Annotated in this window: 24 protein-coding genes, 1 tRNA gene and 1 pseudogene; 14 read left to right on the forward strand and 12 right to left on the reverse strand. The window is 34.7% G+C overall.

Features of this window, described 5'->3' with window-relative positions:
- The first annotated feature begins 112 nt into the window (after window positions 1-112).
- The 10 genes from ACYIAJ_RS02775 (at window position 113) to ACYIAJ_RS02820 (ending at window position 7,885) form a co-directional block, all read left to right on the forward strand.
- Entirely contained in the window at window positions 113-511 is a 399-nt protein-coding gene (locus ACYIAJ_RS02775) for a hypothetical protein (RefSeq protein ID WP_483564306.1), read from the forward strand.
- 87 nt (window positions 512-598) lie between these two features.
- Complete coding sequence (gene rsfS, locus ACYIAJ_RS02780) at window positions 599-916, forward strand: ribosome silencing factor (RefSeq protein WP_483564404.1); 318 nt, start codon at window positions 599-601, stop codon at window positions 914-916.
- A 4-nt stretch (window positions 917-920) separates the two neighbouring features.
- Window positions 921-1,391 carry a 23S rRNA (pseudouridine(1915)-N(3))-methyltransferase RlmH gene (gene rlmH, locus ACYIAJ_RS02785; RefSeq protein WP_091346129.1) on the forward strand — a complete coding sequence of 157 codons (471 nt, stop codon included), beginning with the start codon at window positions 921-923 and terminating at the stop codon, window positions 1,389-1,391.
- A 23-nt stretch (window positions 1,392-1,414) separates the two neighbouring features.
- Window positions 1,415-1,882 (forward strand): rRNA maturation RNase YbeY, encoded by a 468-nt coding sequence (gene ybeY, locus ACYIAJ_RS02790; protein WP_483564307.1) that lies wholly within the window; start codon window positions 1,415-1,417, stop codon window positions 1,880-1,882.
- Between the two features lie 117 nt (window positions 1,883-1,999).
- A complete protein-coding gene (gene corC / locus ACYIAJ_RS02795; RefSeq protein ID WP_091346132.1) occupies window positions 2,000-2,872 on the forward strand; it encodes a CNNM family magnesium/cobalt transport protein CorC in 873 nt (290 codons plus the stop codon).
- Window positions 2,865-4,406 carry an apolipoprotein N-acyltransferase gene (gene lnt / locus ACYIAJ_RS02800; RefSeq protein ID WP_483564308.1) on the forward strand — a complete coding sequence of 514 codons (1,542 nt, stop codon included), beginning with the start codon at window positions 2,865-2,867 and terminating at the stop codon, window positions 4,404-4,406. Before corC ends, lnt begins: the two co-directional genes overlap by 8 nt.
- Window positions 4,407-4,631: 225 nt before the next feature.
- Window positions 4,632-5,540: a glutamate/aspartate ABC transporter substrate-binding protein gene (locus ACYIAJ_RS02805; RefSeq protein ID WP_160401816.1), complete on the forward strand. Its 909-nt coding sequence runs from the start codon at window positions 4,632-4,634 to the stop codon at window positions 5,538-5,540.
- A 152-nt stretch (window positions 5,541-5,692) separates the two neighbouring features.
- On the forward strand, window positions 5,693-6,427 hold the full coding sequence (locus tag ACYIAJ_RS02810) for an amino acid ABC transporter permease (protein ID WP_160401817.1): 735 nt from the start codon (window positions 5,693-5,695) through the stop codon (window positions 6,425-6,427).
- A gap of 1 nt (window position 6,428) precedes the next feature.
- A complete protein-coding gene (locus tag ACYIAJ_RS02815) occupies window positions 6,429-7,163 on the forward strand; it encodes an ABC transporter permease subunit (protein WP_483559505.1) in 735 nt (244 codons plus the stop codon).
- Window positions 7,160-7,885, forward strand: a complete 726-nt coding sequence (locus ACYIAJ_RS02820) for an amino acid ABC transporter ATP-binding protein (RefSeq protein ID WP_160401819.1) — start codon at window positions 7,160-7,162, stop codon at window positions 7,883-7,885. The genes ACYIAJ_RS02815 and ACYIAJ_RS02820 overlap by 4 nt, the downstream gene beginning before the upstream one ends.
- A gap of 102 nt (window positions 7,886-7,987) precedes the next feature.
- On the opposite strand, the gene recD is transcribed toward ACYIAJ_RS02820, so the two are convergent.
- Together recD and ACYIAJ_RS02830 are read right to left on the reverse strand one after the other, a co-directional pair.
- Entirely contained in the window at window positions 7,988-9,838 is a 1,851-nt protein-coding gene (gene recD, locus ACYIAJ_RS02825; protein WP_483559507.1) for an exodeoxyribonuclease V subunit alpha, read from the reverse strand.
- A gap of 24 nt (window positions 9,839-9,862) precedes the next feature.
- Window positions 9,863-10,042 carry a hypothetical protein gene (locus ACYIAJ_RS02830; protein WP_483559509.1) on the reverse strand — a complete coding sequence of 60 codons (180 nt, stop codon included), beginning with the start codon at window positions 10,040-10,042 and terminating at the stop codon, window positions 9,863-9,865.
- Between the two features lie 327 nt (window positions 10,043-10,369).
- On the opposite strand from ACYIAJ_RS02830, the gene nadR reads away from it, so the two are divergent.
- Together nadR and pnuC are read left to right on the forward strand one after the other, a co-directional pair.
- Window positions 10,370-11,605, forward strand: a complete 1,236-nt coding sequence (gene nadR / locus ACYIAJ_RS02835; RefSeq protein WP_483559511.1) for a multifunctional transcriptional regulator/nicotinamide-nucleotide adenylyltransferase/ribosylnicotinamide kinase NadR — start codon at window positions 10,370-10,372, stop codon at window positions 11,603-11,605.
- A 2-nt stretch (window positions 11,606-11,607) separates the two neighbouring features.
- A complete protein-coding gene (gene pnuC / locus ACYIAJ_RS02840; protein ID WP_483559513.1) occupies window positions 11,608-12,297 on the forward strand; it encodes a nicotinamide riboside transporter PnuC in 690 nt (229 codons plus the stop codon).
- 91 nt (window positions 12,298-12,388) lie between these two features.
- On the opposite strand, the gene ACYIAJ_RS02845 is transcribed toward pnuC, so the two are convergent.
- Genes ACYIAJ_RS02845 through ACYIAJ_RS02870 form a run of 6 tightly spaced genes read right to left on the reverse strand, consistent with a single transcriptional unit; the run spans window position 12,389 to window position 15,900 of the window.
- Complete coding sequence (locus ACYIAJ_RS02845) at window positions 12,389-13,015, reverse strand: protein-L-isoaspartate(D-aspartate) O-methyltransferase (RefSeq protein WP_160401827.1); 627 nt, start codon at window positions 13,013-13,015, stop codon at window positions 12,389-12,391.
- A 5-nt stretch (window positions 13,016-13,020) separates the two neighbouring features.
- Window positions 13,021-14,043, reverse strand: coding sequence for a tRNA pseudouridine(13) synthase TruD (truD, locus tag ACYIAJ_RS02850; protein ID WP_483559515.1), 1,023 nt, complete (start codon window positions 14,041-14,043; stop codon window positions 13,021-13,023).
- Between the two features lie 21 nt (window positions 14,044-14,064).
- Complete coding sequence (gene ispF, locus ACYIAJ_RS02855; RefSeq protein WP_483559516.1) at window positions 14,065-14,550, reverse strand: 2-C-methyl-D-erythritol 2,4-cyclodiphosphate synthase; 486 nt, start codon at window positions 14,548-14,550, stop codon at window positions 14,065-14,067.
- Between the two features lie 4 nt (window positions 14,551-14,554).
- On the reverse strand, window positions 14,555-15,265 hold the full coding sequence (gene ispD / locus ACYIAJ_RS02860; protein ID WP_483559518.1) for a 2-C-methyl-D-erythritol 4-phosphate cytidylyltransferase: 711 nt from the start codon (window positions 15,263-15,265) through the stop codon (window positions 14,555-14,557).
- On the reverse strand, window positions 15,265-15,561 hold the full coding sequence (gene ftsB, locus ACYIAJ_RS02865; protein WP_483564309.1) for a cell division protein FtsB: 297 nt from the start codon (window positions 15,559-15,561) through the stop codon (window positions 15,265-15,267). The genes ispD and ftsB overlap by 1 nt, the downstream gene beginning before the upstream one ends.
- Before the next feature lie 21 nt (window positions 15,562-15,582).
- Window positions 15,583-15,900, reverse strand: coding sequence for a TusE/DsrC/DsvC family sulfur relay protein (locus ACYIAJ_RS02870; protein WP_483559522.1), 318 nt, complete (start codon window positions 15,898-15,900; stop codon window positions 15,583-15,585).
- Window positions 15,901-16,093: 193 nt separating this feature from the next.
- Between ACYIAJ_RS02870 and ACYIAJ_RS02875 the strand changes: the two genes are divergently transcribed.
- Both ACYIAJ_RS02875 and ACYIAJ_RS02880 read left to right on the forward strand, forming a co-directional pair.
- Window positions 16,094-16,181 (forward strand) — tRNA-Ser (locus ACYIAJ_RS02875).
- 263 nt (window positions 16,182-16,444) lie between these two features.
- Window positions 16,445-17,435: pseudogene (locus ACYIAJ_RS02880) on the forward strand (integrase core domain-containing protein).
- Window positions 17,436-17,815: 380 nt separating this feature from the next.
- On the opposite strand, the gene ACYIAJ_RS02885 reads toward ACYIAJ_RS02880, so the two are convergent.
- The 4 genes from ACYIAJ_RS02885 to avs2 all read right to left on the reverse strand — a co-directional run bounded on the left by ACYIAJ_RS02885 (window position 17,816) and on the right by avs2 (window position 26,379).
- A complete protein-coding gene (locus ACYIAJ_RS02885) occupies window positions 17,816-18,073 on the reverse strand; it encodes a transposase (RefSeq protein ID WP_483564310.1) in 258 nt (85 codons plus the stop codon).
- A gap of 214 nt (window positions 18,074-18,287) precedes the next feature.
- On the reverse strand, window positions 18,288-18,590 hold the full coding sequence (locus tag ACYIAJ_RS02890) for a hypothetical protein (protein WP_483564311.1): 303 nt from the start codon (window positions 18,588-18,590) through the stop codon (window positions 18,288-18,290).
- Window positions 18,591-18,754: 164 nt separating this feature from the next.
- Window positions 18,755-21,538, reverse strand: coding sequence for a hypothetical protein (locus tag ACYIAJ_RS02895; protein WP_483564312.1), 2,784 nt, complete (start codon window positions 21,536-21,538; stop codon window positions 18,755-18,757).
- Between the two features lie 368 nt (window positions 21,539-21,906).
- The gene (gene avs2, locus ACYIAJ_RS02900; RefSeq protein WP_483564313.1) at window positions 21,907-26,379 is read right to left on the reverse strand and encodes an AVAST type 2 anti-phage system protein Avs2; all 4,473 of its coding nucleotides are present in this window, start codon (window positions 26,377-26,379) and stop codon (window positions 21,907-21,909) included.
- Between the last annotated feature and the right edge of the window lie 313 nt (window positions 26,380-26,692).

The raw sequence follows: 26,692 nt of genomic DNA on the forward strand, positions 1-26,692 counted from the left end.
AAAAATTTTCACCTTAAAATAAGGTCTTTTTTCTTGTTCAAATTTCCTTTAACATTTATCTATCTTTATAAAATGAAATAACTGAAAATTATTCAGTTAGATTGCATGTATTATGAAAGCGATATTTTTCTTACTTTTTTTATTTAATACCAATTTTACAGAGGCAGCAACAGTTAGAATCTATCCGCGTATTAGTCACAATTACAATCCAATATATCCATCTTTATTAGGTTTATTTTTAGGACTTTTATTCTTTGTGGTTATATCGTCGTTAACAGAGGTGCTAGCTGCACTTAGCATATATAGAGAAAAAAAGCCAAAAGCAGAAAATACAACCCAAAAAGCAATAAAAGATACAGTAAAAGATAAAATAAAAAAAGAGGAACGTTTAGCGATCAATAATCAAAAAAAATTGAAAAGAGACCAAATAAAAAAAAACAGAAAAGAACAGATAAAAAAAATGCGTGAAGATAGATTAACAAAAAAAGAAAAGAAAAAACAATCCCAATAATCAATAAAAATATGTGTAAGTTATCATCACCGCTATTTTATAAATTCGTGATATACTAGCGCTTTATTTTTTAATCATAGAGAGTTTATTTTGCAGCAGTCGTTACAAGATTTTATTATTGATAAGATTGATGATTTAAAAGGCAAAGATATTGTTACCCTTGATGTCCGTGGTAAGTCGAGTATTACTGATTATATGATTATTTGTACGTGCACTTCAAACCGTCATGTTTCGTCTATTGCTAATCACTTGCTTGACGAAGCCAAAAAACAGGGTCATTTAGTGTTAGGTAGCGAGGGTAAGACCGATGCCGATTGGGTTGTGGTTGATATGGATTCAGTGATTGTGCATATCATGCAAGAAGAGAGCCGTCAGCTTTACGAACTAGAGAAGCTTTGGAGTTAATGGCGTGAAGATTCAGCTGATTGCTGTTGGTACGAAGATGCCAAGTTGGGTCACCACAGCTTTTGATGATTATCGTGCGCGCTTTCCTAAGGATATGCCGTTAGAGCTTGTTGAAATACCCGCTGGTAAGCGTACTAAAAATGCCGATATTGTGCGAATTTTAGATAAAGAAGGCGAATTGATGTTAAATGCCTGCGGTAAAAGTAATCGTATTGTGACACTTGATATTCCCGGTAAACCTTACACAACCCATAATTTAGCTGAACAATTAGAACGCTGGAAAGTCGACGGACGCGATGTGAGTTTGTTAATTGGTGGACCAGAAGGTTTATCACCTGCTTGCAAAGCGGCGGCTGAGCAGAGTTGGTCACTATCGCCACTTACTCTTCCCCATCCTTTAGTGCGTGTCATTGTGGCTGAAAGCCTTTACCGTGCGTGGAGTTTAACCACAAATCATCCTTATCACCGTGAATAATAAAGTAAGGTAAACAAAATAAAATGAGCGCAATTATTTTAGATTTACAAATTGCTACAGAAGATAACCAAAATTTGCCAGCCGAAGCGCAAATTTTGCAATGGTTAGAGGTTATTTTGCTGCAATTTGTGGATAATGCTGAACTGACTATCCGTATTGTTGATGAGCAAGAAAGTCAACAATTAAATAATACTTATCGTCATAAAGATAAACCAACCAATGTGTTATCTTTTCCATTTGAATCACCCATTGAGATTGATGTTCCTTTATTGGGCGATCTTATCATTTGTAAACAAGTTGTCGAAGCCGAAGCCAAGCAGCAACATAAATCATTAACTTCGCACTGGGCGCATATGATTGTACATGGCTGTTTGCATTTACTGGGTTATGATCATATTCTTGACGACGAAGCCGAAGAAATGGAAAATATCGAAATCGATATTATGCAGCAACTGGGGTTTGAAGATCCTTATCAACCCATTGATGAATAAAAGTGTATGATAAACCGTTTGATTTTATGCTATTTTGTAAGATCATTTAGTAGACAAATTTAGTACACTAAGTAAGAAATATTACATTAATAATAAAGCAAGAAAGGAAGAGTACAAATGAGTGATGATAATCACCGGAGACCTAAAAAAGGGTTTGCATTATGGTTAAGTCAATTATTTAATTCAGAGCCAAAAGATAAAGAAGAACTGATCGAAGTGATCCGCGAAGCCGAAGAAAACGAGCTTATCGATCCAGATACGCTTGATATGATTGAAGGCGTCATGGATATTGCCGAGCAACGCATTCGTGATATTATGATCCCCCGCTCTCAAATTGTTACCATTAAAGATAATTACTCTCTTGATCAGTGTTTAGATATTATTTCTGAACATGGACATTCCCGTTATCCAGTTATTAGTGAAGATAGAGACCACATTGAAGGGATTTTGTTAGCAAAAGATCTGTTGATTTTTATTCGCCAAGGTGTGGATAATTTTGATCTTAAAAAAATCCTTAGACCTACTGTTGTTGTGCCTGAAAGTAAACGCGTCGATCATATGTTAAAAGAGTTTCGCATGCAGCGTTATCATATGGCGATGGCTATTGATGAATTTGGTGGTGTGTCGGGACTTGTAACTATCGAAGATATTTTAGAGCTGATAGTAGGCGATATTGAAGATGAATATGACGAGGTTGAAGATCGCGATATCCGTCGCTTGTCTCCTTCGGTTTATACCGTTCGAGCACTGACACCAGTCGAGGATTTCAATGACATTTTTGCCACTCATTTTAGTGATGATGAAATGGATACTATCGGTGGACTAGTCATGCAACATTTTGGGCGGTTACCTTTACGTGGCGAAAGCATCACCATTGATGGTTATCAATTTAAAGTTACCATTGCCGATCGTCGGCGCATTATTCAACTTCATGTAACAATTCCAGAAGGGGCAACAGTGCCTAATTTAGAGTTACCTGACAATGTTTAAACACATATTATTGAGCCTATTTTTTGGTGGTATAGCGGTATTTAGCTATGCCCCTTTTCATATTTGGCCTTTAGCCTTTGTGTCGTTTACTGGGCTGTTATGGCTTATTGCCGATAAATCAAAAAAACAGGCCATGTTGCTTGGATTAAGTTGGGGGGTTGGCTACTTTTCGGCTGGGATTCACTGGGTCTATATCAGTATTAAGCAGTATGGGGAATTACCGCCTTTTGTAGCTGTGATTATTTTGGGGCTTTTAATTCTCTATTTGTCGCTCTACCCTATGCTATTTGCTTTCTTATTAAGAATGGCCAATCGGTTTGCTCCGCAATTTTCATTTAAACAGCTTGTACTTGTGGCGCCAATTTTTTGGCAAATCACCGAATTTTTACGTGGCTATATTTTAACAGGGTTTGCTTGGTTGCAATTGGGATATAGCCAAATAGATAGCCCTTTACATGCTTATTTTCCTGTAATTGGGATCGATGGTGTTAATCTGCTTTTAGTGCTGTTATGTGGTTTATTGATTTATGGTATAAAGGCCACTAGCACAAAAGTGCCCAAAAGGCACACTTTTGGTGCATTTTTTGCACTGCTTGCGATCTTTTTTGCACCAATTTCATTCAACCATATCGATTGGACAACGGTAGATAATACGCGTTCAGCTAATTTTGCTTTAATTCAAGGCAATATTTCGCAGTCAGTTCGTTGGACAAGAGAGCAACTGAATAATACGTTACAAACCTATGCTAAACTCACTCAAGATAGCCTAGAAGAAAATAAAATCATTATATGGTCAGAAGCTAGCATCACCGATTACGAAATTAATCAGCAATCATTTTTACAATATCTTGACAACGAAGCCAGATCCCATAATGCTGAAATCGCTGTCGGTATTATTGATTATCGTTTTGGTGAAAACGGTTATCAATCCAATGGTGATATCTATAATACACTATTGGTATTGGGCGAAAAGGAACCCTATCAATACCCTACAACGAATCGTTATCAAAAACACCATTTAGTACCTTTTGGTGAATTTACGCCACTAGAATCAGTACTTGAACCAATTGCGGAATTACTTAACGTTCCTATGTCATCAATGAAATCTGGCGAAGCAAAACAACCACAACTCGAAATAAAAGGCTTTAAATTTACGCCTGCTATTTGTTATGAAATTATTTTGTCAGATTTAATGCGACAAAAATTTACTCCTGATAGCGATTTTTTATTGACGGTGTCAAATGATGCATGGTTTGGTAATAGCATTGGTCCTAAGCAACATTTACAGATGGCGCAAGCGAGAGCGCTTGAGTTTGGTCGGCCGTTAATTCGTAGTACCAATACAGGCATTACCGCAATTATTGATCAGCATGGAAATATTATTAAACAATTGCCTCAATTTGAAACAGGTGTTTTATCGGCGTCTGTTTCCCCCACAACTGGGCTAACGCCTTATGCAAGATGGGGAAATGTTCCTTATTTTATCATTATGGCATTGATGTTTATCTCACTTTTGATAAAAAGACGTTCATAATTTATGATACTGGCATAATTATTGCTTAAATATAATTGGGCTTAAGAACTTTTAATGGAATCAATTATTAGCAAAAACACGCTGATTGCTGATTTCATATAGCTCCGATATAGATAAATAAACAGTAAAAGTACTTTTATACAAAAAAATAAGTTATAATATATGCCCTTTGTAAAAATATTAAATATATTTAATATGATACAGATTACACAGTAGGAGATGAGTATGAACAAAAAGACAAAATTAACCAAATTAGTACTATCATTTGCAATGTTAGGGTTAATGGCTGGTTCGGCTGTAGCAGAAGAACTAAGCGGTACATTAGCCAAAATTAAAGATACAGGTGTTATTGTTGTTGGTCATCGAGAATCTTCGATTCCATTTTCCTATTATGGTGAAAAACAAGAAGTTATTGGTTATTCACAAGATTATACTAATTTAATCGTTGATGCGGTTAAAAAAGAATTAAACTTACCTGATCTTAAGGTAAAATATTTACCAGTTACTTCTAAGACTCGTATTCAACTACTTAACAACTATACCTATGATTTCGAATGTGGTTCAACAACTAATAATCTTGAACGCCAAAAAACAGTTGCTTTTTCAGACAGTATTTTTATTGTTGGTACGCGCTTCCTAGTTAAAGCGGATAGCAATATCAATAGTATCGAAGATCTAAAAGGTAAAAATGTAGTAACGACAGCAGGTACAACTTCTGAAATCCGTTTAAATCAAATCAATAATAAAAATAACTTAGGTATTCGTATTATTACACCAAAAGATCATGGTGATGCATTTAAAGCGTTAGAAACAGGTCGAGCTGCAGCATTTTTAATGGATGACGCGCTACTTGCAGGCGAACGTTCTCGTGCAATTAATCCTGCTGAATGGAAAATTGTTGGTGAACCGCTTTCTTATGAAGCTTATGGTTGTATGTTGAGAAAAGACGATACTCAATTTAAACAATTGATGGACAAGACAATTGCTGATGCGCAAAAATCAGGAAAGGCTTTAGAATCCTATAACAAATGGTTTACTCAACCTGTTCCGCCAAAAGGCGCAAATATGAGTCTTGAAATTTCACCAAAAATGGTTGAGCTATTTGCCAATCCTAATGATAAAGCATTAGATTAATACTTTCTCTTATTCTTTCTAATCCAATGTACTAAATGCTTTCGCATTTAGTACATAATCTAATTTAGCGAATTAAATATATTATGAGTTTTAATTGGACATTATCTTTTGAACCTATTACAGCTTTATCGTGGAGTTTTTTAGACTCCATAATGAGTTTTAATTGGATGTTATTTTTTCAACCCACCCCTTACGGTGATGGTATTTACTTAAATTGGCTATTAGATGGAGTTCTTGTGACTGTTTCATTAGCAGTTACTGCGTGGATCATCGCTTTTGTGCTAGGATCTCTTGTGGGAATATGTAGAACTTTAGACAATAAGTTTTTAAATAATTTTGCAGCAGGTTATATTCAACTATTTCGTAATATTCCATTACTAGTGCAAATGTTCTTGTGGTATATGATACTGCCAGTAATATTAAGTGGTCGTTTAAAAATTTGGTTTATATCTGACTTATCACCTAATGTAAGTGCATTTATCACTGCCGCAATAGCGCTAGGGTTGTTTACTTCAGCTCGTATTGCTGAACAAGTTAGAACTGGCATTCAAACGTTACCCAAGAGTCAGCGCTATGCCGCTATTGCTCTTGGTTTAACTAATCGACAAGCTTATATGTATGTTTTATTACCAAACGCTTATCGACGTATTATTCCACCATTAACATCAGAAATGACCAACATTATTAAAAACTCATCAGTTGCTTCAACAATTGGGTTAATTGATTTGATTGGTCAAATTGATCGTATCAATGAGTCTACCAATAGCATTGTTGAAATTTTGTTGGGTGTTACTATTGCCTTTATGTTGATTAACTATGTGGTAATTACTGTGATGCGAATTGTTGAAAAATACACTCGCTTACCTAACATGAGTCATGGAGGGTAATATGTATTTAATTGATTGGATTACAAATACACAATTATATAATTGGATTGTAAATATACCTCCATTGGTATCAGATGAAAATATTTATCCTGTACTAATTGATGGTTTATGGTTAACAGTGCAAATCACTTTCACAGCTGTTGTTTTTGGTATTGTATGGGGTACAGCACTAGCTTTAATGCGTTTATCAAATAATAAATTACTTAACTTTTTTGCTAAAAACTATGTTAATTTATTTCGCTCTATTCCACTATTATTAGTATTATTATGGTTCTATTTAGCACTACCTCAGGTCATTATACATATCTTTAATTTGCCTCGTAATGCTAACGTGAACATTGCATCGGCGATAATAGCTTTTGCTCTTTTCGAAGCCGCATATTATTCTGAAATTATTCGTGCGGGTATTAATGCTGTTGCTAAAGGTCAATATCATGCAGCTTATGCATTGGGTATGACCAAAAGCCAAGCAATGCGTTTAATTATTTTACCGCAAGCTTTTAGATCTATGGTGCCATTGTTATTGACACAAGGTATTATTTTATTTCAGGATACCTCTTTAGTATATGTTATGGGCTTGATTGATCTATTTGGCGCAAGCGTAACGCAAATTGGTAAAGCACGAGGTGGTACTGATGAATATTCAATGATTATTTTTGCAGCAGCAAGTTATTTTGTAATTTGTTTTACTGCTTCACGTTTAGTTAATTATTTTAAGAAAGGGATAAATCGATGATCTCCTTAGAAAATGTATCAAAATGGTATGGACAATTTCAAGTATTAAAAAACTGTACAACTCGAGTCGGTAAAGGCGAAGTTGTGGTGGTTTGTGGTCCTTCAGGTTCAGGTAAATCAACTTTGATAAAAACAGTAAATTGTTTAGAGCCTGTACAAAAAGGCAAAATTATTATTGATGGAACTGAAGTTACAAGTAAAGCGACTAACTTAGCAAAGTTACGCTCTAAAGTGGGTATGGTATTTCAACATTTTGAATTATTCCCACATTTAACTATTTTAAAAAATCTCACCCTTGCACAAATTAAAGTGTTAGGCCGAACAGATGATGAAGCTCGCGAAAAAGCGCTTAGCCTTTTAGAGCGTGTTGGGTTACTTGCTCATGCAAATAAATACCCGGCACAGCTTTCTGGCGGTCAACAACAACGTGTTGCTATTGCGCGCGCATTATGTATGGATCCGATTGTAATGTTGTTTGACGAACCAACCTCAGCACTTGATCCTGAAATGGTGAATGAAGTATTAGACGTAATGGTTGAGCTAGCTTATGAAGGTATGACAATGATGGTTGTTACCCATGAAATGGGTTTTGCGCGAAAAGTGGCAAATCGTGTTATCTTTATGGATGCAGGAGAAATTATTGAAGATACGTCAAAAGAGCAATTCTTCACAAATCCACAATCCGATCGCGCTAAAGACTTCTTAGCGAAGATTATCCATTAATTTCATTATTGCAGGGCTCATCGCCCTGTTTTATTATTTGTTCCTCGACTTATCACACCATCTTATAAAATAATCAGTTTTAATACGCTTAACGGAATGAACTTAGCCATTATTTTGCAATAAACTGACTAAACCACTATGCCTCTGAGTTTGTGATTTAATAGCTTGTAATAAAATTGGTTCAGTGGCATAAATGGAAACCGTTTTTTTAGCACGAGTAATGGCAGTATAAAGCAATGAACGATTTAGTAACGGAGAATAATCAGTTGGCAGGATAATATTCACATGATCAAACTCTGAACCTTGTGATTTATGGATAGTCATGGCGTAAGCCGTTTCATGCTCAGGTAATCGAAACGGTGAAAATCCTTTAATCGAACCATCAGCAAAAGGGAAATATACACGTAATTTTGAACTATCGTGTTCGGCCATTAATGTAATGCCAATATCACCATTATAAAGCCCTAATGAAGTGCTATTACGCAAAATCATAATAGGCCGCCCTACATACCACGTTTCTTTGTTTCTTACATGAATCAATTGGTTTTTCGCTAATAATAATTCAATTTGTTTGTTTAAACCTTCTATACCAAAATGCCCTTCTCTAACAGCACAAAGCAAGCGATATTCAGCAAATTTAGCTAAGACTGCGGCAATGTTGCTAGTACCTTGTTGCTTAATAACATGTAAGTAATGTTTATAATGGTGAATGCTGTCTTGTAATACACCATAATAAGCTTGTTGAGATGATAGTAGATGATATTGGATATCGTTTAGTGACTCATCTGTTAATAACTGTTTAACCGCACTAGATCTCCCTTCTTTCACTGCATTAGCCAACAAGCCGATACCCGATGACTCGTTAAAACGGTAACTCTTTTGTAATAAGCAAATACTGTCAGTAATTGTAGCTGTTTGTTCGCAAGCAGGCACAACATAACCCGTTAATTGGCTTAGCTCTTTTGCGCGCGGTTGACTATAACCATGAGTAATAAAAGTACAAAGATCACCAAATACTGCCCCAGCTTCAACAGATGAAAGCTGATCTTTATCACCTAATAAGATTAAACGGGCAGATGTTGGTAACGCTTCTATTACTCTTGCCATCATATTTAGATCAACCATTGATGCTTCATCAATAACTAACACATCAATATGTAATGGATTATTTTTGTTATGCGTAAATGAACTGTTGTCTGCTTTTGCACCTAGTAAACGGTGTAAGGTGATCGCTTCTGCTTTTAGGTTTAGTGATATAAAAGCGAGTTGTTCTATTGTTCGGCTTAGTGATTCGGTTAACCTTGATGCAGCTTTTCCTGTCGGGGCTGCCGTCATAATTCGAGCATTAGGATTCGTTAACAAAATTCCTGCTAAGATCTTAGCAACGGTAGTTGTTTTACCCGTACCCGGTCCACCTGAAATAATTGCGACTTTGCGCGTTAATGCCGCAGCAACAGCGACTTTTTGCCAATCAATCTGAGATTCTTGATGAGTAAAAAGCTGATTTAATATAGCGTTTAAATCAGGATAATAACTTGGTTGATCATTAAAGGTGGTATGATTGAAATATTGAGCTACATTCTTTTCGTCCAGCCACATTCTTTGAAAATAGAGTTTATTGTCAATAAAGACAAGGGGAGAGAAGTTTGTTCCATCACTCACAACCTGACTATGGCGTGCTTGTTCAAGCGTGATCTTCCAATCTTGCTCACTTGGCGAGCCTAAAGCTAACCAGAGCGATGGTTCAATCGTTGTGGAATTTAAGAGTATCAGATCAAGACAAACATGCCCTGCTCTGACCTCTCTACTTAGTGATAAAACCAAAAAACTAAAACGTTTAACAATAATATCATTATTTAACATCGCTCTATTGGTTAAAAACGCTGCTAAGTGGATATCAAGCAAACTAACTTGGCTATCTTGTTTAAATTGGTTTAACCACTCGTTTAACATACTCTATTTCTATTATTGATTTATTTATAAGCCAATTATATCGTCAACTTTGTCTTTTAGATAAGCCAATTTGAAACTTAAAGTAAGATTTTTATTTTCACTAAGATTGAGCTTAAATTGCCATGTTAATTCACCCGTTTCTTTATTATATTTTGCGCCATCATATTTAGCATCATCAAGTGAAACAGGTTTATTTAAAATCATTAGTAACTAATCATAAACAACAATAAGCAGTTATTTGGCATTTTACGTCAATTGTATAAGCATATTTTGGTGAAATATTATTACTAAATAACGAGGTAATATCATGACCTTATTAAGTATTACATTATTATCTGCAAACACAATTAAAAACTATCTTTTGAATTTTCATACCGTTCCTTTCAAACTAAGGATTTTCCATTAACCATTTGAATAAAATTAAATTATAACTAGATTAAAAGCAAAATATTTTTGTTTAATATATTGAACAATAATGTAAAATAATATATATTTTGTTAAAAATAAAAAACAAAAAATAAGGGGGGCTTCATGAATAGCTTCAGTTATTTAAAGAAGACAATCAAACGAAAAAATTTGTCATTACAAACCGTAGCCGATGCTTGCAAAATGACTAAAGGTTACCTAAGTCAACTTATCAATGACAAAATCAAAAACCCAAGCGCGCAAAAGTTACAATCTCTTCATCAATATTTACAAATTGAAGCTCCCATCAAAGACAAAAAAATCGGTGTTATCTTTGGAAAGTTTTATCCTTTACATACAGGACATATTTATCTTATTCAGCGTGCAATTAGCCAAGTTGATGAACTATATGTCGTACTGTGTTCCGACACAATCCGCGACATGGCACTCTTTGAACAAAGTGCCATGTCTCGTCAACCCACTATCAATGATAGGATTCGCTGGCTACTGCAAACATTTAAATATCAAAAAAATATCCACATTGAATTATTAGAAGAAGATGGAATCCCAACTTATCCAAATGGTTGGCATGAGTGGAGCGAACGCGTTAAAAAACTGTTTCAAGAAAAGGGAATAAAACCTGATTGCGTTTACTCAAGTGAACCACAAGATGTTGCAATGTATAAAGATCTATTTGATTTAAATACCGTGCTCATCGATCCAAAACGACAATTTATGCAAGTCAGTGGCACACAAATCCGTCAAGCGCCACTCAAAAATTGGCAATATATTCCAACAGAAGTCAGACCGTTTTTTGTCCGAACAGTAGCTATTTTAGGCGGCGAATCAAGTGGCAAATCAACCTTAGTTAACAAGCTTGCTAATGTATTTAATACTACCAGTGCTTGGGAATATGGTCGGGATTATGTATTTTCACACCTTGGAGGAGATGAACGAGCTTTGCAATATGCCGATTATGATAAAATTGCCTTAGGTCATGCACAATATATCGATTTTGCAATAAAACATGCCAATAAAGTCTCTTTTATTGATACTGATTTTGTCACGACACAAGCTTTTTGTAAAAAATATGAAGGTAGAGAGCACCCTTTTTTACAAGCGATGATTAATAACTACCGTTTCGATCTAGTCATTTTGCTTGGTAACAATACCCCTTGGGTTGCCGATGGTTTACGCCATTTAGGCAGTCCCAAACAACGTAAAGATTTTCAAAAATTGCTAATCGCAATTTTAGAAAAAAATAATATCAACTATATTCAAATTGACTCACCCGATTACGAAGAGCGCTATTTGCGCTGTATTGAACTAGTTAACCAACTTATTGACGATAAAGAGTATTAATTATGAATAAATTAAGCGACATTACTATTTTAATTGGACGCAATAAATTCTATCCGTTTTTTTGTATATTATGTGTCACATTGGCATTTTTACACACTGATCCATTTACTAAATTCAATTTACGCTATACAACTTCCTACATAGGTGCTTTTTGTGGTCTATTATGCGTCATTCTATTAGCTAAACGTAAAAACATGGGTAATGTATTGGGTATGTTTGCCGCAGTTGCAGAATGTTGCGCGAATATCCTTGTTGGCAATATTGGTGCTGGATTACCGCCTTTGTACTACTTTTGTTCGCATATCTATGGCTTATTTACATGGAAACAGAACCTTGATAATGATAAAAATGTTAAGGTTCGTTCACTCAATGAAACTGCATTTTTATATACACTCATCTTCCTGATTGTTGCAGCCTTTCTCAATATTTATCTAACCGATAAAATTGGTTCATTCAATACAAGCTACCAACTCATTACTAATTGTTTCATCTTTGGATTAGGTTTAGTTGCTCAGTTATTATTAATGATGAGATACTCTTTTAACTGGTATTTATGGGTAATATTAAATGTATTAGTAATTGGGTTAAATATTTATACCGACAACATTATTATCGCAACACAGTACTTAATTTACCTATTTAATGCCATTTATGGAATTTGTGAATGGAAACGTTCTGAACAGAAAGAATAGATATACTAGATTTGTCAAAAAATTATGTTTCAGTATAAAAAATAGAAAATAAGTATTTTATTTTCTATTTTTTATTTTAGATAAGTACGAACTATTCTATATCGCCTTTAACCAAAGGCACAAATATCACCTCGCCCATATTTTTGGTTACGAAGTTATCTCCATCACGCTCAATTAACTGTAGAATTTGTTTGTTTTCGCCAACAGGAATCACTAATCGACCTTTATCTGCCAATTGTTCTAACAAGCATAGCGGCACTTCTGATGCTGCTGCAGTCACGATGATGCCATCAAATGGTCCGCGCTCCGGCCAGCCTAACCAACCATCCCCATGACGTGTTGAAATGTTGTGAATATCTAACTGCTTTAAACGGCGTTTAGTATTCCACTGTAGGCTTTTAATTCGTTCTACAGAACAAACATGATCAACTAACTTAGCCAAAACAGCTGTTTGATACCCCGATCCTGTGCCAATTTCGAGGACTTTGGAATTAGGCGATAATTTCAACAATTCGGTCATCTTTGCAACAATATAAGGTTGAGAAATGGTTTGGCCACTACCAATTGGTAGCGGTCGATTATCATAAGCTTGATGCGAAAGTGCTTCATCAACAAAATGCTCCCGGGGAATAGAAGCAATGGCATCTAAAACACGATCGTCTTTTATTCCGTGTTGACGCAGGAATTTAATTAAGGACTGCATTTTTAAACTTTGCATTTGGACTATTCATTTCCTATTATTAATTCACGAATCACACTTGTCGCATAACAACCTGATGACAAATAGAAATTAAGCTCAAGCGTACTACTATCCAACCATTGCCAATTAAGCTGCTCAGCTCGCAACAATAATGATCTTCTTACCGTCTCAACTCGTTCTTTTTTAAATAGATCATTAAATTCAGACCAATTTTCTAAACACTTTTGCTCAAATTCTAACGCTTTATATGATGTACCAAGCGGTGAATCTCCTAACAGCGGAGCTGTAATATTAAGCTCAGCATTTTCTAGACGCTGCTGTAATACCGTTAATTCATCAGGTTGAGCAACAAACCAGCTACCACGTTGTGCTAATTGTAATATATCACCATCCAACACTGTTTGATGCAAATTTTGTGCAATTCGTTGGCTGACAATATCATTGAAAATCGCACTTCGTGCGGCTGAAAGATAAAAGCTACGCTTTTTGCGATCTTTAACCGAAATTTCACCACTGGCCCATTTTATGGCTTGAGTAATATTATTCTCATCACGACCAAAACGCTGCTCACCAAAATAATTAGGCACACCATGTTGTTTGATTAACGTTAATTTAGATTCAATCTCAGATTGATCACTTAAATCTTTTAAAATAATTTTAAAATAGTTACCCTTTAAAGCACCAACTTTTAATTTTTTATTATGCCGAGTGACTGTTAATATGTTACACCCAGCCAAATCAAATGCTGAAAAGTCAGGCGTTTGCTGACCTGGCATATGTAAACTAAACCACTGCTCAGTAACAGCTTGGCGATCTTTCAGTCCGGCATAACTTACTAGCTTTGCTGAAATACCCACATACTTAGCCAACTGCTCAGCTACAAAAATTGTATTACAATCACGTTTTTGCAAAAAAACTAAAACATGTTCACCGTCGCCAGTCAGTTCAAAACCAAGATCTTCTTTGACTACAAAATCTTCGTATTGTTGTTTATATTGCCCTGTAGTGGTTGGTTTTCCATATAAATAATTAAGTTGTGCTAACACCTGTATTGCCTATTTTTAAATTTAATCTATTTTAAACTTTTTGCTTAATAACACGACCGCTTGACAAGCAATACCTTCTTTACGCCCAGTAAAGCCCAACTGCTCAGTCGTTGTCGCTTTGACACTAATTTGATCAAAATGAACATTTAAATCTTCAGCAATATTCACTCGCATTTGATCAACATGCGGTCGCATTTTTGGTTCTTGTGCAATGATAGTGGTATCCAAATTCACTAATTCATAGCCTTTCGCTTGAACAAGGGTATATACCTCTTTCAATAATATTCGACTATCAATGCCTTTATATTTCGGATCCGTGTCAGGAAATAGCTTACCAATATCCCCTAATGCTAATGCACCAATCAAGGCATCAATTATTGCATGCAATACAACATCACCATCAGAATGAGCAATAAGGCCATATTGATAAGGAATTTTTACACCAGCAAGGATAATAGGACCTTCGCCACCAAATTTATGCACATCAAATCCATGACCTATTCTCATACTTTTACCTATTTGGAGTTTTCTTAGTTAAATAAAAAGTTGCCAATGCTAAATCTTCAGGGCGCGTTATTTTTATGTTATCTCGACGGCACTCGATCAATAAAGGATGCCCACCACAATACTCAATGGCGGAAGCCTCATCCGTGATGGCAACACGATGATCTAACGCTTGTTGCAAACATGATTTTAATTCGCCTGCATTAAACAGTTGAGGCGTTGCTGCCCCCCATAAATAAGTACGATCTTCAGAATAATCAACAACGGTATCATTATCTTGATACGCTCGTTTTATTGTATCACTAACACGGGTAGCTAATAGGCCACCTTGTTTTTTATTTATTACCGTTGTGATTAACCGAGTAATATCATCATGATCAACGCAAGGTCTTGCTGCATCATGAACTAAAGCCCATTGATCATCATTTAACAATTGCAACCCTGCTAACACCGAATCGGCTCGCGTTTTGCCACCTAAAGTGACGTTAATCTTATCGTGTAAAGCGATCGAAAGGGTATTAAATATGTCATCTTCAGGACTAATAACAACAATAACTTTGTTTATTTGCTCATGACTTAACAATTTATTTAACGTATGTTCTAAAATCGTCTTTGAATCGATTTTTAAATACTGTTTAGGAACTTGGCTATTCATACGACTACCAATTCCGGCTGCTGGCACAATAGCGATGATATTATTGGGGTTCACATTATGCATTATCGTTTTTTCAAGTCTGAATCAATTATAATACGATAAAAATATTCATTAGGTTTAACCATACCCAAATGACTACGCGCACGCTCTTCAATAGCTTCAGAACCACGTTGTAAATCGTTAATTTCAGCAAACATTTGTTCATTACGAGCCTTTAACTTTTCATTGTCAGCACGCAAACTGATTAACATTTCGACATTATCTTGATAATCGTACACATTATTTTTGCCATACCATAAAGAATACTGCAAATAACCAAGCACGACCAATAGTAATAAAGGGAGCTTCCATCTTATCATGAATTGAATATTATCCTTTATCTATATACATTTAACGGGTTTTGGTAAACCTGCAAGTTTAGTCGCTTGTTTAGCAGGACCATCGGGAAATAACTTATACAAATAACGACTATTGCCTTTTTCTACACCAAATTTCTTTTCCATCGCTTTGACTAACGCACGTATAGCTGGCGAGGTTTTATATTCTAAGTAAAAATCGCGAACAAATAAAATCACTTCCCAATGTGCATCCGTCAAATCAATACCCTCTTTGACGGCCAACTCAGGAACCAACTCAACAGTCCAGTCCTGCCAATGTCTTAAATAACCTTTATCATCGGTTTCTATCTGTTCTAACATTTTTTAAAGTACGTGATTTAATTTTTGTTGTATTATACTCAATTAATCAAGATCCAACACTAATTTTGATGGCGAATTCACCCTCAATAACCTAAATTCCACAAATTTTGGTGAAATTTAAAGCAAACGATAAAAAATCTTAAAATAGCTATTTACAAATAAGCAAGTCTCCTTTAATATTCACAGCCATTGCGGAAGTGTGGCTGAGCGGTTGAAAGCACCGGTCTTGAAAACCGGCGAGGGGCGACCCTCCCAGAGTTCGAATCTCTGCGCTTCCGCCATTTATTTTTGTGGCAGATTCCACAGTTGTCCAAAGAAATCCATTTTAACCTTTACTATTAAAGATTTTAGTAGATTTTTTTGCTTTCTATTTTTTATTAATTCCATACTCGTCCAAACTAATCCATACCAACCCACACTTAGAACGTTCACCGAAAAATATTCGAACTATTTTGTATTTTTCATCAAATACTGTAACCACCCCCTAAATAGTACAGCAAAAAAGTAGAAAATTCTCTATGATAAAAGTAAAGGGGATTTAATTATGAAAAAAATGACTGAACATCAAATCGTCGCTATTTTAAAAGAAGCTGAAGCAGGTATTCCCATTAAAGGACTGTGCCGTAAATATGGCATGGGTAATTCAACTTTCTATAAATGGCGAGATAAATACGGTGGTATGGAAACTTTGGATATCAAACGCTTCAAGGAGCTGGAAGCTGAAAACCGCAAGCTTAAGCAGATGTTTACCGAACTGAGCTTAAAATCCCAGCTTCAGGAAGAAATCATAAAAAAGCTTTAGTGCCCACAAAGGCACGTAAAACGTGGGCACAGCAACTACAACAAAATCATTCAGTTACTATTGCTATGAGTTATGCCATTGTTGGCTTAAGCCGTTGTGCTTACTATTATCAACCTAAGTTATTGGATGATTCAGTGATTATTTAGGTGTTGAATGCTATCACAGACCGGCATTTACGCTGGGGCTTTCCTAAATGTTTTAATAGTATCAGAAAGCTCTGCTATAAATGGAACCATAAACGGGTGTATCGGGTGTATTGTGAGTTGAAACTTAATATTAGGGCTAACCCCCCCACGAACACCAGAAAAGCTATTGGTTCCTAATAAACAAGGTGAATGTTGGTCAATGGATTTTATGAGCGATAGTAGCCGTAATCAATGGCGATTTAGGACATTCAATGTCATCAATGACTTTAATCGTGAGGTGTTAGGTATTGATATTGCATTAAGCTTACCAGCAGAAAGAATTACCCGTTACTTAGATAAACTGGGCTAAATCACATGATATAGCCATTGATTATATCCAGCCCGGTAGTCCTTATCAAAATGGCTATATTGAACGATTTAATCGTACCTATCGTACTGAAGTCCTCGATTTATATCTTTTTAACAACTTAGCACAAGCAAGGAGAATAACCGAAGAATGGCTAATCAGTTATAACACCGAAAGACCTCATGAAGCACTAAATAATATGACGCCGATTGAGTATAAAACACTAAAACAAGCAGCATGATTTTCTACTTGAATCTTGTACTAAGTTTGGGGTATTTACATTAAAATTATCAGTTTTTGTTCTATATAATCAAAAGCGAAACAGATTTGACCAAATAAATAAATGAATATATTTTCATGTTTACTAATATACGGTTCATATTTATCAAAACAACAACAAAGTTGTAAAGCAATTGCGATTAAAACATTGGGGAAAGCCCCAGCGTAAATGCTGGTCTGTGATAGCATTCAACACCTAAATAATCACTGAATCATCCAATAACTTAGGTTGATAATAGTAAGCACAACGGCTTAAGCCAACAATGGCATAACTCATAGCAATAGTAACTGAATGATTTTATTGTAGTTGCTGTGCCCACGTTTTACGTGCCTTTGTGGGCACTAAAGCTTTTTTATGATTTCTTCCTGAAGCTGGGATTTTAAGTTCAGTTCGGCAAACATCTGTTTAAGCTTACGGTTTTCAGCTTCCAGCTCCTTGAAGCGTTTGATATCCGAAGTTTCCATACCACCGTATTTATCTCGCCATTTATAGAAAGTTGAATTACCCATGCCATATTTACGGCACAGTCCTTTAATGGGAATACCTGCTTCAGCTTCTTTTAAAATAGCGACGATTTGGTGTTCAGTCATTTTTTTCATAATTAAATCCCCGTTACTTTTATCATAGAGAATTTTTTACTTTTTTTGCTGTACTATTTTAGGGGATAGTTACAGATTCAAGATGCTAATTATAAATGCGATTTAGAGATCACTAGATTGAAACGATCTCTATAGATCACACATAATAATCTAAAATCATGTCACTAATTTTAAACTTGCCCCTTAAAAAAGCGGTATTTATCAGATCACAGTACTATTTGGTGTTTATCAACGCCAATAATGGGACATCTGCTACATCATCAGGAATATAGGGATCATCATCTTCTAAGTTGACACCAATACTATCAACATCATTTAAGCCAATTTCCCACGCCCACCGAATATCTAACCTACTCATTTCTATCCCTAAACTATCTTTTCGTGGGGTATCATTAGTAATACCGTTTAACATTGCATCACACCCGAGATAGAATTTTCCGTAAGAATGATAAGCAGCAAGAAATCTATCTAGATTGACATTGTTATCGGGAGTCATTGTGTTAATACGACTGATCATTGTTACTCTTTTAGTCATTGGGATGCTATTCATATTCTCAGATATTAGTACTCTATAATGAGCTGGATTTTTAACTGAGATTCCTTTGACGATACAAACACGTAATCTAGATTTACTATCTGATAAGCCTACAGACGATATAAGGTCTTTAAATATATCTTCACCTACACGAGTATCTTTAAATAATAGATATAATCCTGGGTAACATGATTTGAATTGAACAAAGCCCACCCTTGCCAACGTGTTTTATCCCATAGACGAGGTTTTATTAGACTTTGTATGGCATAATCTTTATGTGTTATATCCTCGGTAATAAGTATTTCTTCCGGTATTTTTCCTTTACCAGCGATTGGGGAACTAACAACATCAGTCTTTAATACTTTAGGAAAGTCATTATCCCATGATTTATTTCTTAGAAGAGGATAGCTTTTCTTTTCGTCATTAGTGGAATAAATTTTTTTAATTTGTTGGTCAATATCATTCCCAAGAATATTTTCGATGGCTTTAAAACAAGAACCAAAGCTAATTGCTCTGTCTAATGAGGCATCTTCAAAGATCATTTTTTCGATGTGCTTTGTATTTTTGATAACAAACAGCTCGGGGAGAAGATCAAATACCATCTTCTCAAATTCTTTTGTTACTTTTTTTTGGTCATCGATACTAAAGAGGCTTATATCAAAACCAGAGCAGTTTATTGTAAGATTTAGTTTTCCGTCATCACTATTTATTTCGTGTGATAAGGATAAGTTATCGTCATCATCTGCAATTATTTCAATAATTAAAAATGCTTCTTTAAGATACATGTTATCAACAGCACAAGTTGCAAATGCACCTTCTAAAAGCGCTAAGACATTAGCGGAGAACTCTGTAAATGGAGAACGATTTGGAAAGCTAATTTCTATTGTGCATCCAAGAATGAAAGATTTATATAGCCCCCGTTTTTGTTGATATCCAATGATGTATTCACTGTTGAATCCAGTATCAAAGTCGCGAACCTTCTGTAAAAAATCATCATGGTCTTGATCAGCTATAGTTTCATATTCATGTTCAAAATCTTCAATATGACCTAACGAGTATTTAAGGCATCCAGATGATACAAATAGACCTAATCTATTGAGTTCGTCTGGTATATTACTTTGATGTTTTATTTCCTTCAGATCAGCGTTTAAAATAAGTTTGCTTATATAAAGATCAATTTGCTGATTTTCTTTTTCACCAAAATAGCTATTATAGATATTTTGATTGACGATCAAAAATAACTCATACCATAAAATGGCATGCGCAAGCTTTCCTAGCTTAATTTCTACAAGGCATAATTGATAATAAATCTCAACCTGCTTTAATGATATCTCATCATATTTCCAATAATTATCAGTAATTAAAGACGCTGATAGTAGCAAGCAAGATCGTGAACTCCATAGTAATCCAATGGATTCGTAAGCATAAGCTATGGCTTTTAATGCTAGGATTAATTTATCACGTGATTCTTCTTTATATAGTGGAATAAGAGATTTTCCTAGATGCTTTATTGCTTGGTAGTAGTGACCATTTTGGATTCTCTTCATACCCCTTCGTAAATTTAATAGCGCTCCTTTTATATCACCATCTCTCAGAGTAGATTGTTCTGTCATATAGTCTAATAATTTCTCATATGCATCAACATCGAAAAAGATATCATCCAACTCATTTAAAAGGTGAAAGTTTTTTTCAAAAGGGTAGCCTATTAAATTTTCACTGTTTTTAATGATATTATGTAACTCTTCAAACATAGGAGCGGCATCTTTCACATTTGAAATGGTTGTTATCTTATAAAGCGTTTTGTTAGTTTGAGCTGTAAGAGAATTACTTGGCCGTGATTCATCCTTCGCTATTTCATCTAATTGGGAAAGCATATTACGCTCGATACTCTCAATATCAATTGTGGGGGTTGCATTGTTAAGTTTAATATAACTTCTATGAACAGTGACTAAGTTTAAAATTTTTTCCCATTTTGAAGCGTTAGTTGATGATGCAACACAGTTAAAAGCTAATTGAAGGTTTTCTTCAAATAAATTAAAATTCTCCATCCAAAAATGAGACTTCCATGCGTACTGATAATACGCATCTAGCAATTGTTGGTTTGTCCCAAATTTTCTTGCCATCTTTGTAGCTCTGTCGAATAAACCTTGTGTGTCACTTAATGATTTTTCAAGCTCAGCGCTCAGTTCTGCAATTTCTAGAAAAATATCCACTTGTTCATATGAAACTTCAGCTGGGTTTACGTTATCTCTGATGTACTCAGCTATTTCGTCATATCTCTTTTGTTTCTTATAATCATTTTCCCCGAAAATAACCTCTCGTCTATACTGTGTTGGGATTGATAATGTTTCAATAGCCAATTGTTCAAAATGATTTTTGTAGATCTGATCGAGTAACCAATTGATATCTAGTACACGAACATCAATCCCTGTTTGTGTTTTTAGTGTATCTTCAACCTCTGAGCGGATATTAGATTTTGCAGATTGATTCGTAACACAGAATATCTTTGAATAACCACGTTCTGTTTCTTTTATTTTAAGTACATCTTCATTGCATTTTTTCTTCCAGTCCTTACGTGTGCTGACTGCAAAGGCCCAACGCTCTTTATTTGATGTTTCATTCACGCCTTCGAACCAAAGAAGTTTACTCTGTTCTGAAACAGGGAATGTTTGCGTATCAGTTTTACCATCCCCCCCAGCAACAGGACCTGTCTGCTCAAGAAGGTTAGGGCAAATGATTTTCTCACATATTTTTTTCGCAAAATCTTCGAATTGTAATTCTTGATTTCTTGTATTTAACGTAGCGAGGAAGTGTTCAAGTACAACTCTATCTAAAGAGCCTGTTTCTCGGATCGTTGAATCAGAAAATTTTTCGGGACGACGGCGTCTTAAAAATTCTTTTGATGAAAATTTGGTATGTTTTACGTTCATTGTTGTTTTGTTCTATTTTCTACCAGCACAAACCTTTGTATTTACCAATTTTAGTTATCTCTCACTCAACGTTTTAGAATAAAACGTCAGAGAAGTATTTTTTCAAGCAAACTAACTATAACATCACTATACAATTGTACACTCCCTTTAAAAAGATCCTTTAGCTATAGTGTAGAATTGATACCTTAGCCATTTAGAGTATATTTGATTAGAAATGAAAGTCAGTGATGCTAAAAATGGTGCTCTGTATTTAATTAATGGTTGAAAAGTCCGCTCCTTATTCAATGACGACAATCAGATATGAAGAGTGTCCTGAATGAATAACGCAGACAGATTTTCATTTACGCTACCGATTCATGTAGAAAACACTATAAAGTTGAATATATTTTACTAGATCCATTCAACTTGCCGTTATCCAAATAAAATGCTCCACTGAATTCTATACGACCAAAATGGTTTTTCGAAATTAAGGAGCCACCAATAACACCTTTTTCTCCTAAAAGTGTCCACACTATATTTAAATTATTCTCATTTAGCATTCTTAAGAATGGTTCTTTCTTAATCAGCAAATGGGCTCTAGAGTTATTCACAGCCTCAGTAGCGAAACAAACTATATTTCCATCTTTATCCTCATAGCTACCTTCTACTTTGCTATTTTTTAGTCCCATCTTATCAAAAATTAAAAAACTAGGCTTAATATATCGCAAAGTGTCTGTTTTTGAGTTATCGAACTCTTCTTCCCATGAGTAATTGATCGAGGTGACACTAACATCAGCAATTTTATCTTTAGAGTTTCGATCTATTACTGAAATCCAATCTGGACCGCCATAATAATCTGATTTGAAAAACTGGAATGCTTCAGACCAATAGAACTCTCTACTAAATAATCCATATCCATTGATTCCTTCTGGCATCCATCTGCCCGTAAAATGCTGACTTTCTGCCCAAGCTTTAAAAGTGTCAAATTCTTCCGATTTAACTAAATACCCTCTAATCTGCCCCCAGATTTCCTTTCGAGGATACTCCCAATCTTTATTACCGATAATTTTAGGTTCTTTCCACGATGGATAACTTTCTAATACTAACCATTCAGTACCATTGTTATCATTCACTTCAATCAAACCATATGGATTACTTAAGGTAGAAGAATTGCTAATCCATTCTTCATAAGTACAACCCCAATCAAATACTTCTTTATTATTCCACCACATTTCTTGATGACTTAGCTCTTTTGTACCCGTATTTTTGAGTAATATAGTTGGATCTATATTTCTTACATATGGCTCCCACGGCCCTTGATAAGGACTTTCTTTACGTTCTTCTCCATACCCTTCAAAACGAATAAAGTTATCAGACAACATTGCCATGTATTCATAGTAGGAAATCCATTGATATTTTTTTCCGATCCGCTCTTGGTATGACTCTCTACGCCCTCGTCCAGTTCCTATTTGTTCATCAAAGTCACCATGCAATTTTGGATCCCAACCAAGCTCAATTACACGTTTGAATATTAAGCGTTCAGCAATTCTTAGGTCAAAGTATTTGTCAGTTTCGAGTAAGTTATTATTGTGATCTAGATATGGTTCTATATCACTTTCAAACGTAGTTAATAAGCCTGCTGACAATGATTTCTTAAACAAAACCTTGTTAGCCAAAATTTCTTTCTCAGTCTTTCGACCTATTGCGCTATTAAATTTAATAGTAGTTTCATCAAACGACATTTCTTCAGCGTTATCATCGTAAATAATAGGGTCTGTAGAGGCATACAACTCTTTTTGTTCATCAGTTAATTTACTTAGAAATTCTTCAAAAATCTGTTGACGATTAATTGGAGTTTCACCAAATTTACAACCTGACCAATCTGAGTGATCAAAATTTGTTCCAATAGTATATCTAGAAAAATCGCCACCACCCATTATTGAGCTCCAAAGAGACCAATAATTCTCCTTGTCATATAGCAATCTTAGCTCTTCTTTAGTTGGTATATTTTCAGGCCATTTAGTTTTATATGGAGGTTTAGTTTTGGATAGTTCAATACCTTCCGGCATCAATTCAAGGAATGAGACGTATTCGATAATTTCTCTGGCATAGTCTCTTAATAGAATATTTGGATATACCTCCTCATTCTGAAATACCTTAGCATAAACCGTCTCCGCTAATTGGCTTAGCTGATCATAGTTCTTTGTTCTCAATGTACAACCTAAAGCCACTGCAAACACTCTTTCCCAAACATACGGATCGTTTACCTCCTCAAATTTATTTATTATCCTAATCAGTATAGGAATTCTTTCCTCTAATAAATTGACCAAAGCTTTAGTTGAACAATCCCTCAACTTCCTATTACTTGAAGTTAAAAACCAGCATAGAGTAGTTGCAACTAACTCTGTTGAATCATCAGATATATAGCTTTTATCCGTTTCACTCCATGCCCAGTCAATAAGTTGTCTGAATGTAGAGTTTTCATTATGTTTATACTTCAAATTTATCGTCCAGGAAGCATCTCGAATAGGTAAAGGCTGCTTTAATAACCAACCATGTAAAAAATTAGCATTAAAAGGATGATCTTCTAACCCTGAAATAGAGATTAGCATCTCCAAAAAATTATTAAAGGTATTGTTGTATCCGAGTATTTGCTCATTTATGAAAGGCTTAATTTTTTCTATATTAATTGTAGAGACATCTCTCCAAACCAAACTGTCGATAAAAGCATCCACTAAATTATCATTTTCTCTAAAGTCAGGTAATAATTCGTAAAGCTCTTTGCCATACCTTTCAGGTAATTGAATTGATAGAGCCTCAACGATGCCTTGATTACAATAAAAGTCACATTCATCATTGAAATAACTTCTAATACAGCCTCCTGTTTTAAACGCATTTTCAATATTTTCAACACTGTCTAATAAGTACTTAACTGTTAAATGATCGTCAAATCTTTCAAAAGATATATAAACAACTTCCTCAATAGTGTTGTCCCCATTGCGAACGATGCCTTTAGTCAGCACGCCCTCATCTATCAATGCACTAAGAAAATTTTTATCAATTACATAATCTTGAACGACAGATTGGACAATTGCGTGAGCCTTTTTAAGAGAAATATGATTATCACTACTATAGAGCTTAACCTTGATTAGCTCATTAAGAGCATCATTAACTAATGGAAAACTAGGATCAAAACCATATTTTTGGGGAGAAGATAATGATTTATTTACACCTTCAATAAAAAAACTTAGGATTTTAGAGATCCCATGAAACCCTACAGGAACTTTAGTTAGACCACTTTTTTTAATTCCTTCACAAAATAATTTAAGAAATAGGGGATTTTTGAACTCAGGGTTTAAATTAGGCGATGATGGCCTTTCTATATTGTAATGGTCATAAAATAAGTTAACAGCTTCCATCTCTACATTCTTAAAACCTAAGTGCTCATGAGTTTCAAAATTATTACGAGACACCTGTTCATTTGAGATGGTAATATCTTTATACGTTGTTCTGACTGACATTATTAAGCCAAGCCACTCAAAACATTTTATTTCATCAATAAAGCTATTGATATAATCTTTCCAAAACTTGTTACCATTTCCCTCATTGATTGCATCAATAAATATCAAAAATCTTTTTCTCTTTATTTGCCCATATAAATTTAGCTTTTCAAGAAACTCTGTTGATGTTGTGTTTAGTTGTAACCTTTTAAAAATCTGTACCCAAGGAGATTCATCAGTTGTAAGTTGCTGCCCCAACAAAAAAAGGGATGGATGTCCTGTTGCGACTCTTGATTCAATTACATCAGCAAGTAAGTGAGACTTACCAATTCCAGCTTTACCCTCAAGAAGCAGAAATGGATTGTTTGATAACTTGACTGTTATAGACTTGAGGAATGCACATAAAGTATTGCACTCATAATCAAATTCCCTTAAGTCTCTCAAAATAGATGAATACTTTTCACTAAAGCTTGTTACCTTACCATCCGTTTTTGATTTTTCACTGAGTTTCCATAGCACAGATTCTGACTTGGAAATAGCATTTTGACAATTGGAAATATATTCACACAATTTAGCAACTGGAACTTGGCTCAAACTAGAAAAATCAATTTCTAAGTATAATGTTGAGATATTAGTTAAGGATTTAGCGATCAAAGATAATTCTTCCGATATTTCATCACAATTTCGGAGATTGTTTCCTTTGATCAGAAAATTATCGATATATTTGTAAAACATATCAGTAAAAGTTTTTGTCCTTCCAAGGCCTTCAAATACCTTGGAAATTTCAAGTTTTACGTTTAGTTTAGGTGTGTAACGCCCGCCTAAATCAGCGATAGCTTCTTTGTTCTTCCTATTTAACCAATCATCGCTCAACTGAAAGGTTATTTTCTCATCAAGAGATTTCAACAACAGTCTAATTTGAATGATTTCACTGCTGATATCAAATATCTTTTCTTTATAAGTTTCGTCAATATGTAGTTTTTTTAACGTTTTGCAGCTATTTATTTTTGGCAACAACATTCCATAAAAGGTTTCAAGTTGCTCTTGGGTTGGGGGTGTGACGTTAGGGTATTCACCAAACTTTTTTAATAACTCTGCTCTATTTGGCAATTCTTTAAATAAAATGTGCTCATTCAATATTTCAAACAATGGTTGAGATTGATAGAATGGAACCTTATTATTTTCTATTGGGAATCTCATTTCAAAATCAATTGTTGTTTCTTCAATTAGCTGAGAGAGCCGATTAACATAGTTTTTTTTCGGGAATAATGCTTTCTTAATCCAACCATAAGCTTCTTGAGAGATAAACTGGTCAACAAGCTTTGTTGCTACATAAACCACCGTAATTGATACAAGAACCATGTTTAGTCTCTCCTTACACTTTAATTTTCATCGAATATTCATGCCTGCTAATAAGCATTATATCTCACTATAAATGTACTCATAAAATTTTTAAGCTTCTCTTCAAACCTAACATAGTAACAATAGCCAAACTGTCTCACTTTAATTTTTAAAAGTATACATACCTGCAAAAATTAGAGGGCGCCCAAGTTATTGTTATTATCATAACTAAGTAGTCCTCTTTATTAACACATTAATTTTAATCTATTATAAGTACATGGATAAGAAAATTGAAGATCATATTTTAAGTGGTATTGTATGATGAAATACTACT

The sequence above is a fragment of the Gilliamella sp. X-46 genome, from assembly GCF_057063525.1.

Excerpts from the sequence above, each read along its gene's own strand:
- nadR (WP_483559511.1), top strand. The coding sequence starts at position 10,370 with ATGAATAGCTTCAGTTATTTAAAGAAGACAATCAAACGAAAAAATTTG.
- ACYIAJ_RS02845 (WP_160401827.1), bottom strand. The coding sequence starts at position 13,015 with ATGCAAAGTTTAAAAATGCAGTCCTTAATTAAATTCCTGCGTCAACAC.
- lnt (WP_483564308.1), top strand. The coding sequence starts at position 2,865 with ATGTTTAAACACATATTATTGAGCCTATTTTTTGGTGGTATAGCGGTA.
- ACYIAJ_RS02820 (WP_160401819.1), top strand. The coding sequence starts at position 7,160 with ATGATCTCCTTAGAAAATGTATCAAAATGGTATGGACAATTTCAAGTA.
- ispF (WP_483559516.1), bottom strand. The coding sequence starts at position 14,550 with ATGAGAATAGGTCATGGATTTGATGTGCATAAATTTGGTGGCGAAGGT.
- ispD (WP_483559518.1), bottom strand. The coding sequence starts at position 15,265 with ATGCATAATGTGAACCCCAATAATATCATCGCTATTGTGCCAGCAGCC.
- recD (WP_483559507.1), bottom strand. The coding sequence starts at position 9,838 with ATGTTAAACGAGTGGTTAAACCAATTTAAACAAGATAGCCAAGTTAGT.
- ACYIAJ_RS02830 (WP_483559509.1), bottom strand. The coding sequence starts at position 10,042 with ATGATTTTAAATAAACCTGTTTCACTTGATGATGCTAAATATGATGGC.
- ACYIAJ_RS02890 (WP_483564311.1), bottom strand. The coding sequence starts at position 18,590 with ATGATCAGTCGTATTAACACAATGACTCCCGATAACAATGTCAATCTA.
- ACYIAJ_RS02775 (WP_483564306.1), top strand. The coding sequence starts at position 113 with ATGAAAGCGATATTTTTCTTACTTTTTTTATTTAATACCAATTTTACA.
- ACYIAJ_RS02885 (WP_483564310.1), bottom strand. The coding sequence starts at position 18,073 with ATGAAAAAAATGACTGAACACCAAATCGTCGCTATTTTAAAAGAAGCT.
- pnuC (WP_483559513.1), top strand. The coding sequence starts at position 11,608 with ATGAATAAATTAAGCGACATTACTATTTTAATTGGACGCAATAAATTC.
- ACYIAJ_RS02805 (WP_160401816.1), top strand. The coding sequence starts at position 4,632 with ATGAACAAAAAGACAAAATTAACCAAATTAGTACTATCATTTGCAATG.
- ACYIAJ_RS02810 (WP_160401817.1), top strand. The coding sequence starts at position 5,693 with ATGAGTTTTAATTGGATGTTATTTTTTCAACCCACCCCTTACGGTGAT.
- corC (WP_091346132.1), top strand. The coding sequence starts at position 2,000 with ATGAGTGATGATAATCACCGGAGACCTAAAAAAGGGTTTGCATTATGG.
- ACYIAJ_RS02815 (WP_483559505.1), top strand. The coding sequence starts at position 6,429 with ATGTATTTAATTGATTGGATTACAAATACACAATTATATAATTGGATT.
- ACYIAJ_RS02895 (WP_483564312.1), bottom strand. The coding sequence starts at position 21,538 with ATGAACGTAAAACATACCAAATTTTCATCAAAAGAATTTTTAAGACGC.
- avs2 (WP_483564313.1), bottom strand. The coding sequence starts at position 26,379 with ATGGTTCTTGTATCAATTACGGTGGTTTATGTAGCAACAAAGCTTGTT.
- ftsB (WP_483564309.1), bottom strand. The coding sequence starts at position 15,561 with ATGATAAGATGGAAGCTCCCTTTATTACTATTGGTCGTGCTTGGTTAT.
- ybeY (WP_483564307.1), top strand. The coding sequence starts at position 1,415 with ATGAGCGCAATTATTTTAGATTTACAAATTGCTACAGAAGATAACCAA.
- ACYIAJ_RS02870 (WP_483559522.1), bottom strand. The coding sequence starts at position 15,900 with ATGTTAGAACAGATAGAAACCGATGATAAAGGTTATTTAAGACATTGG.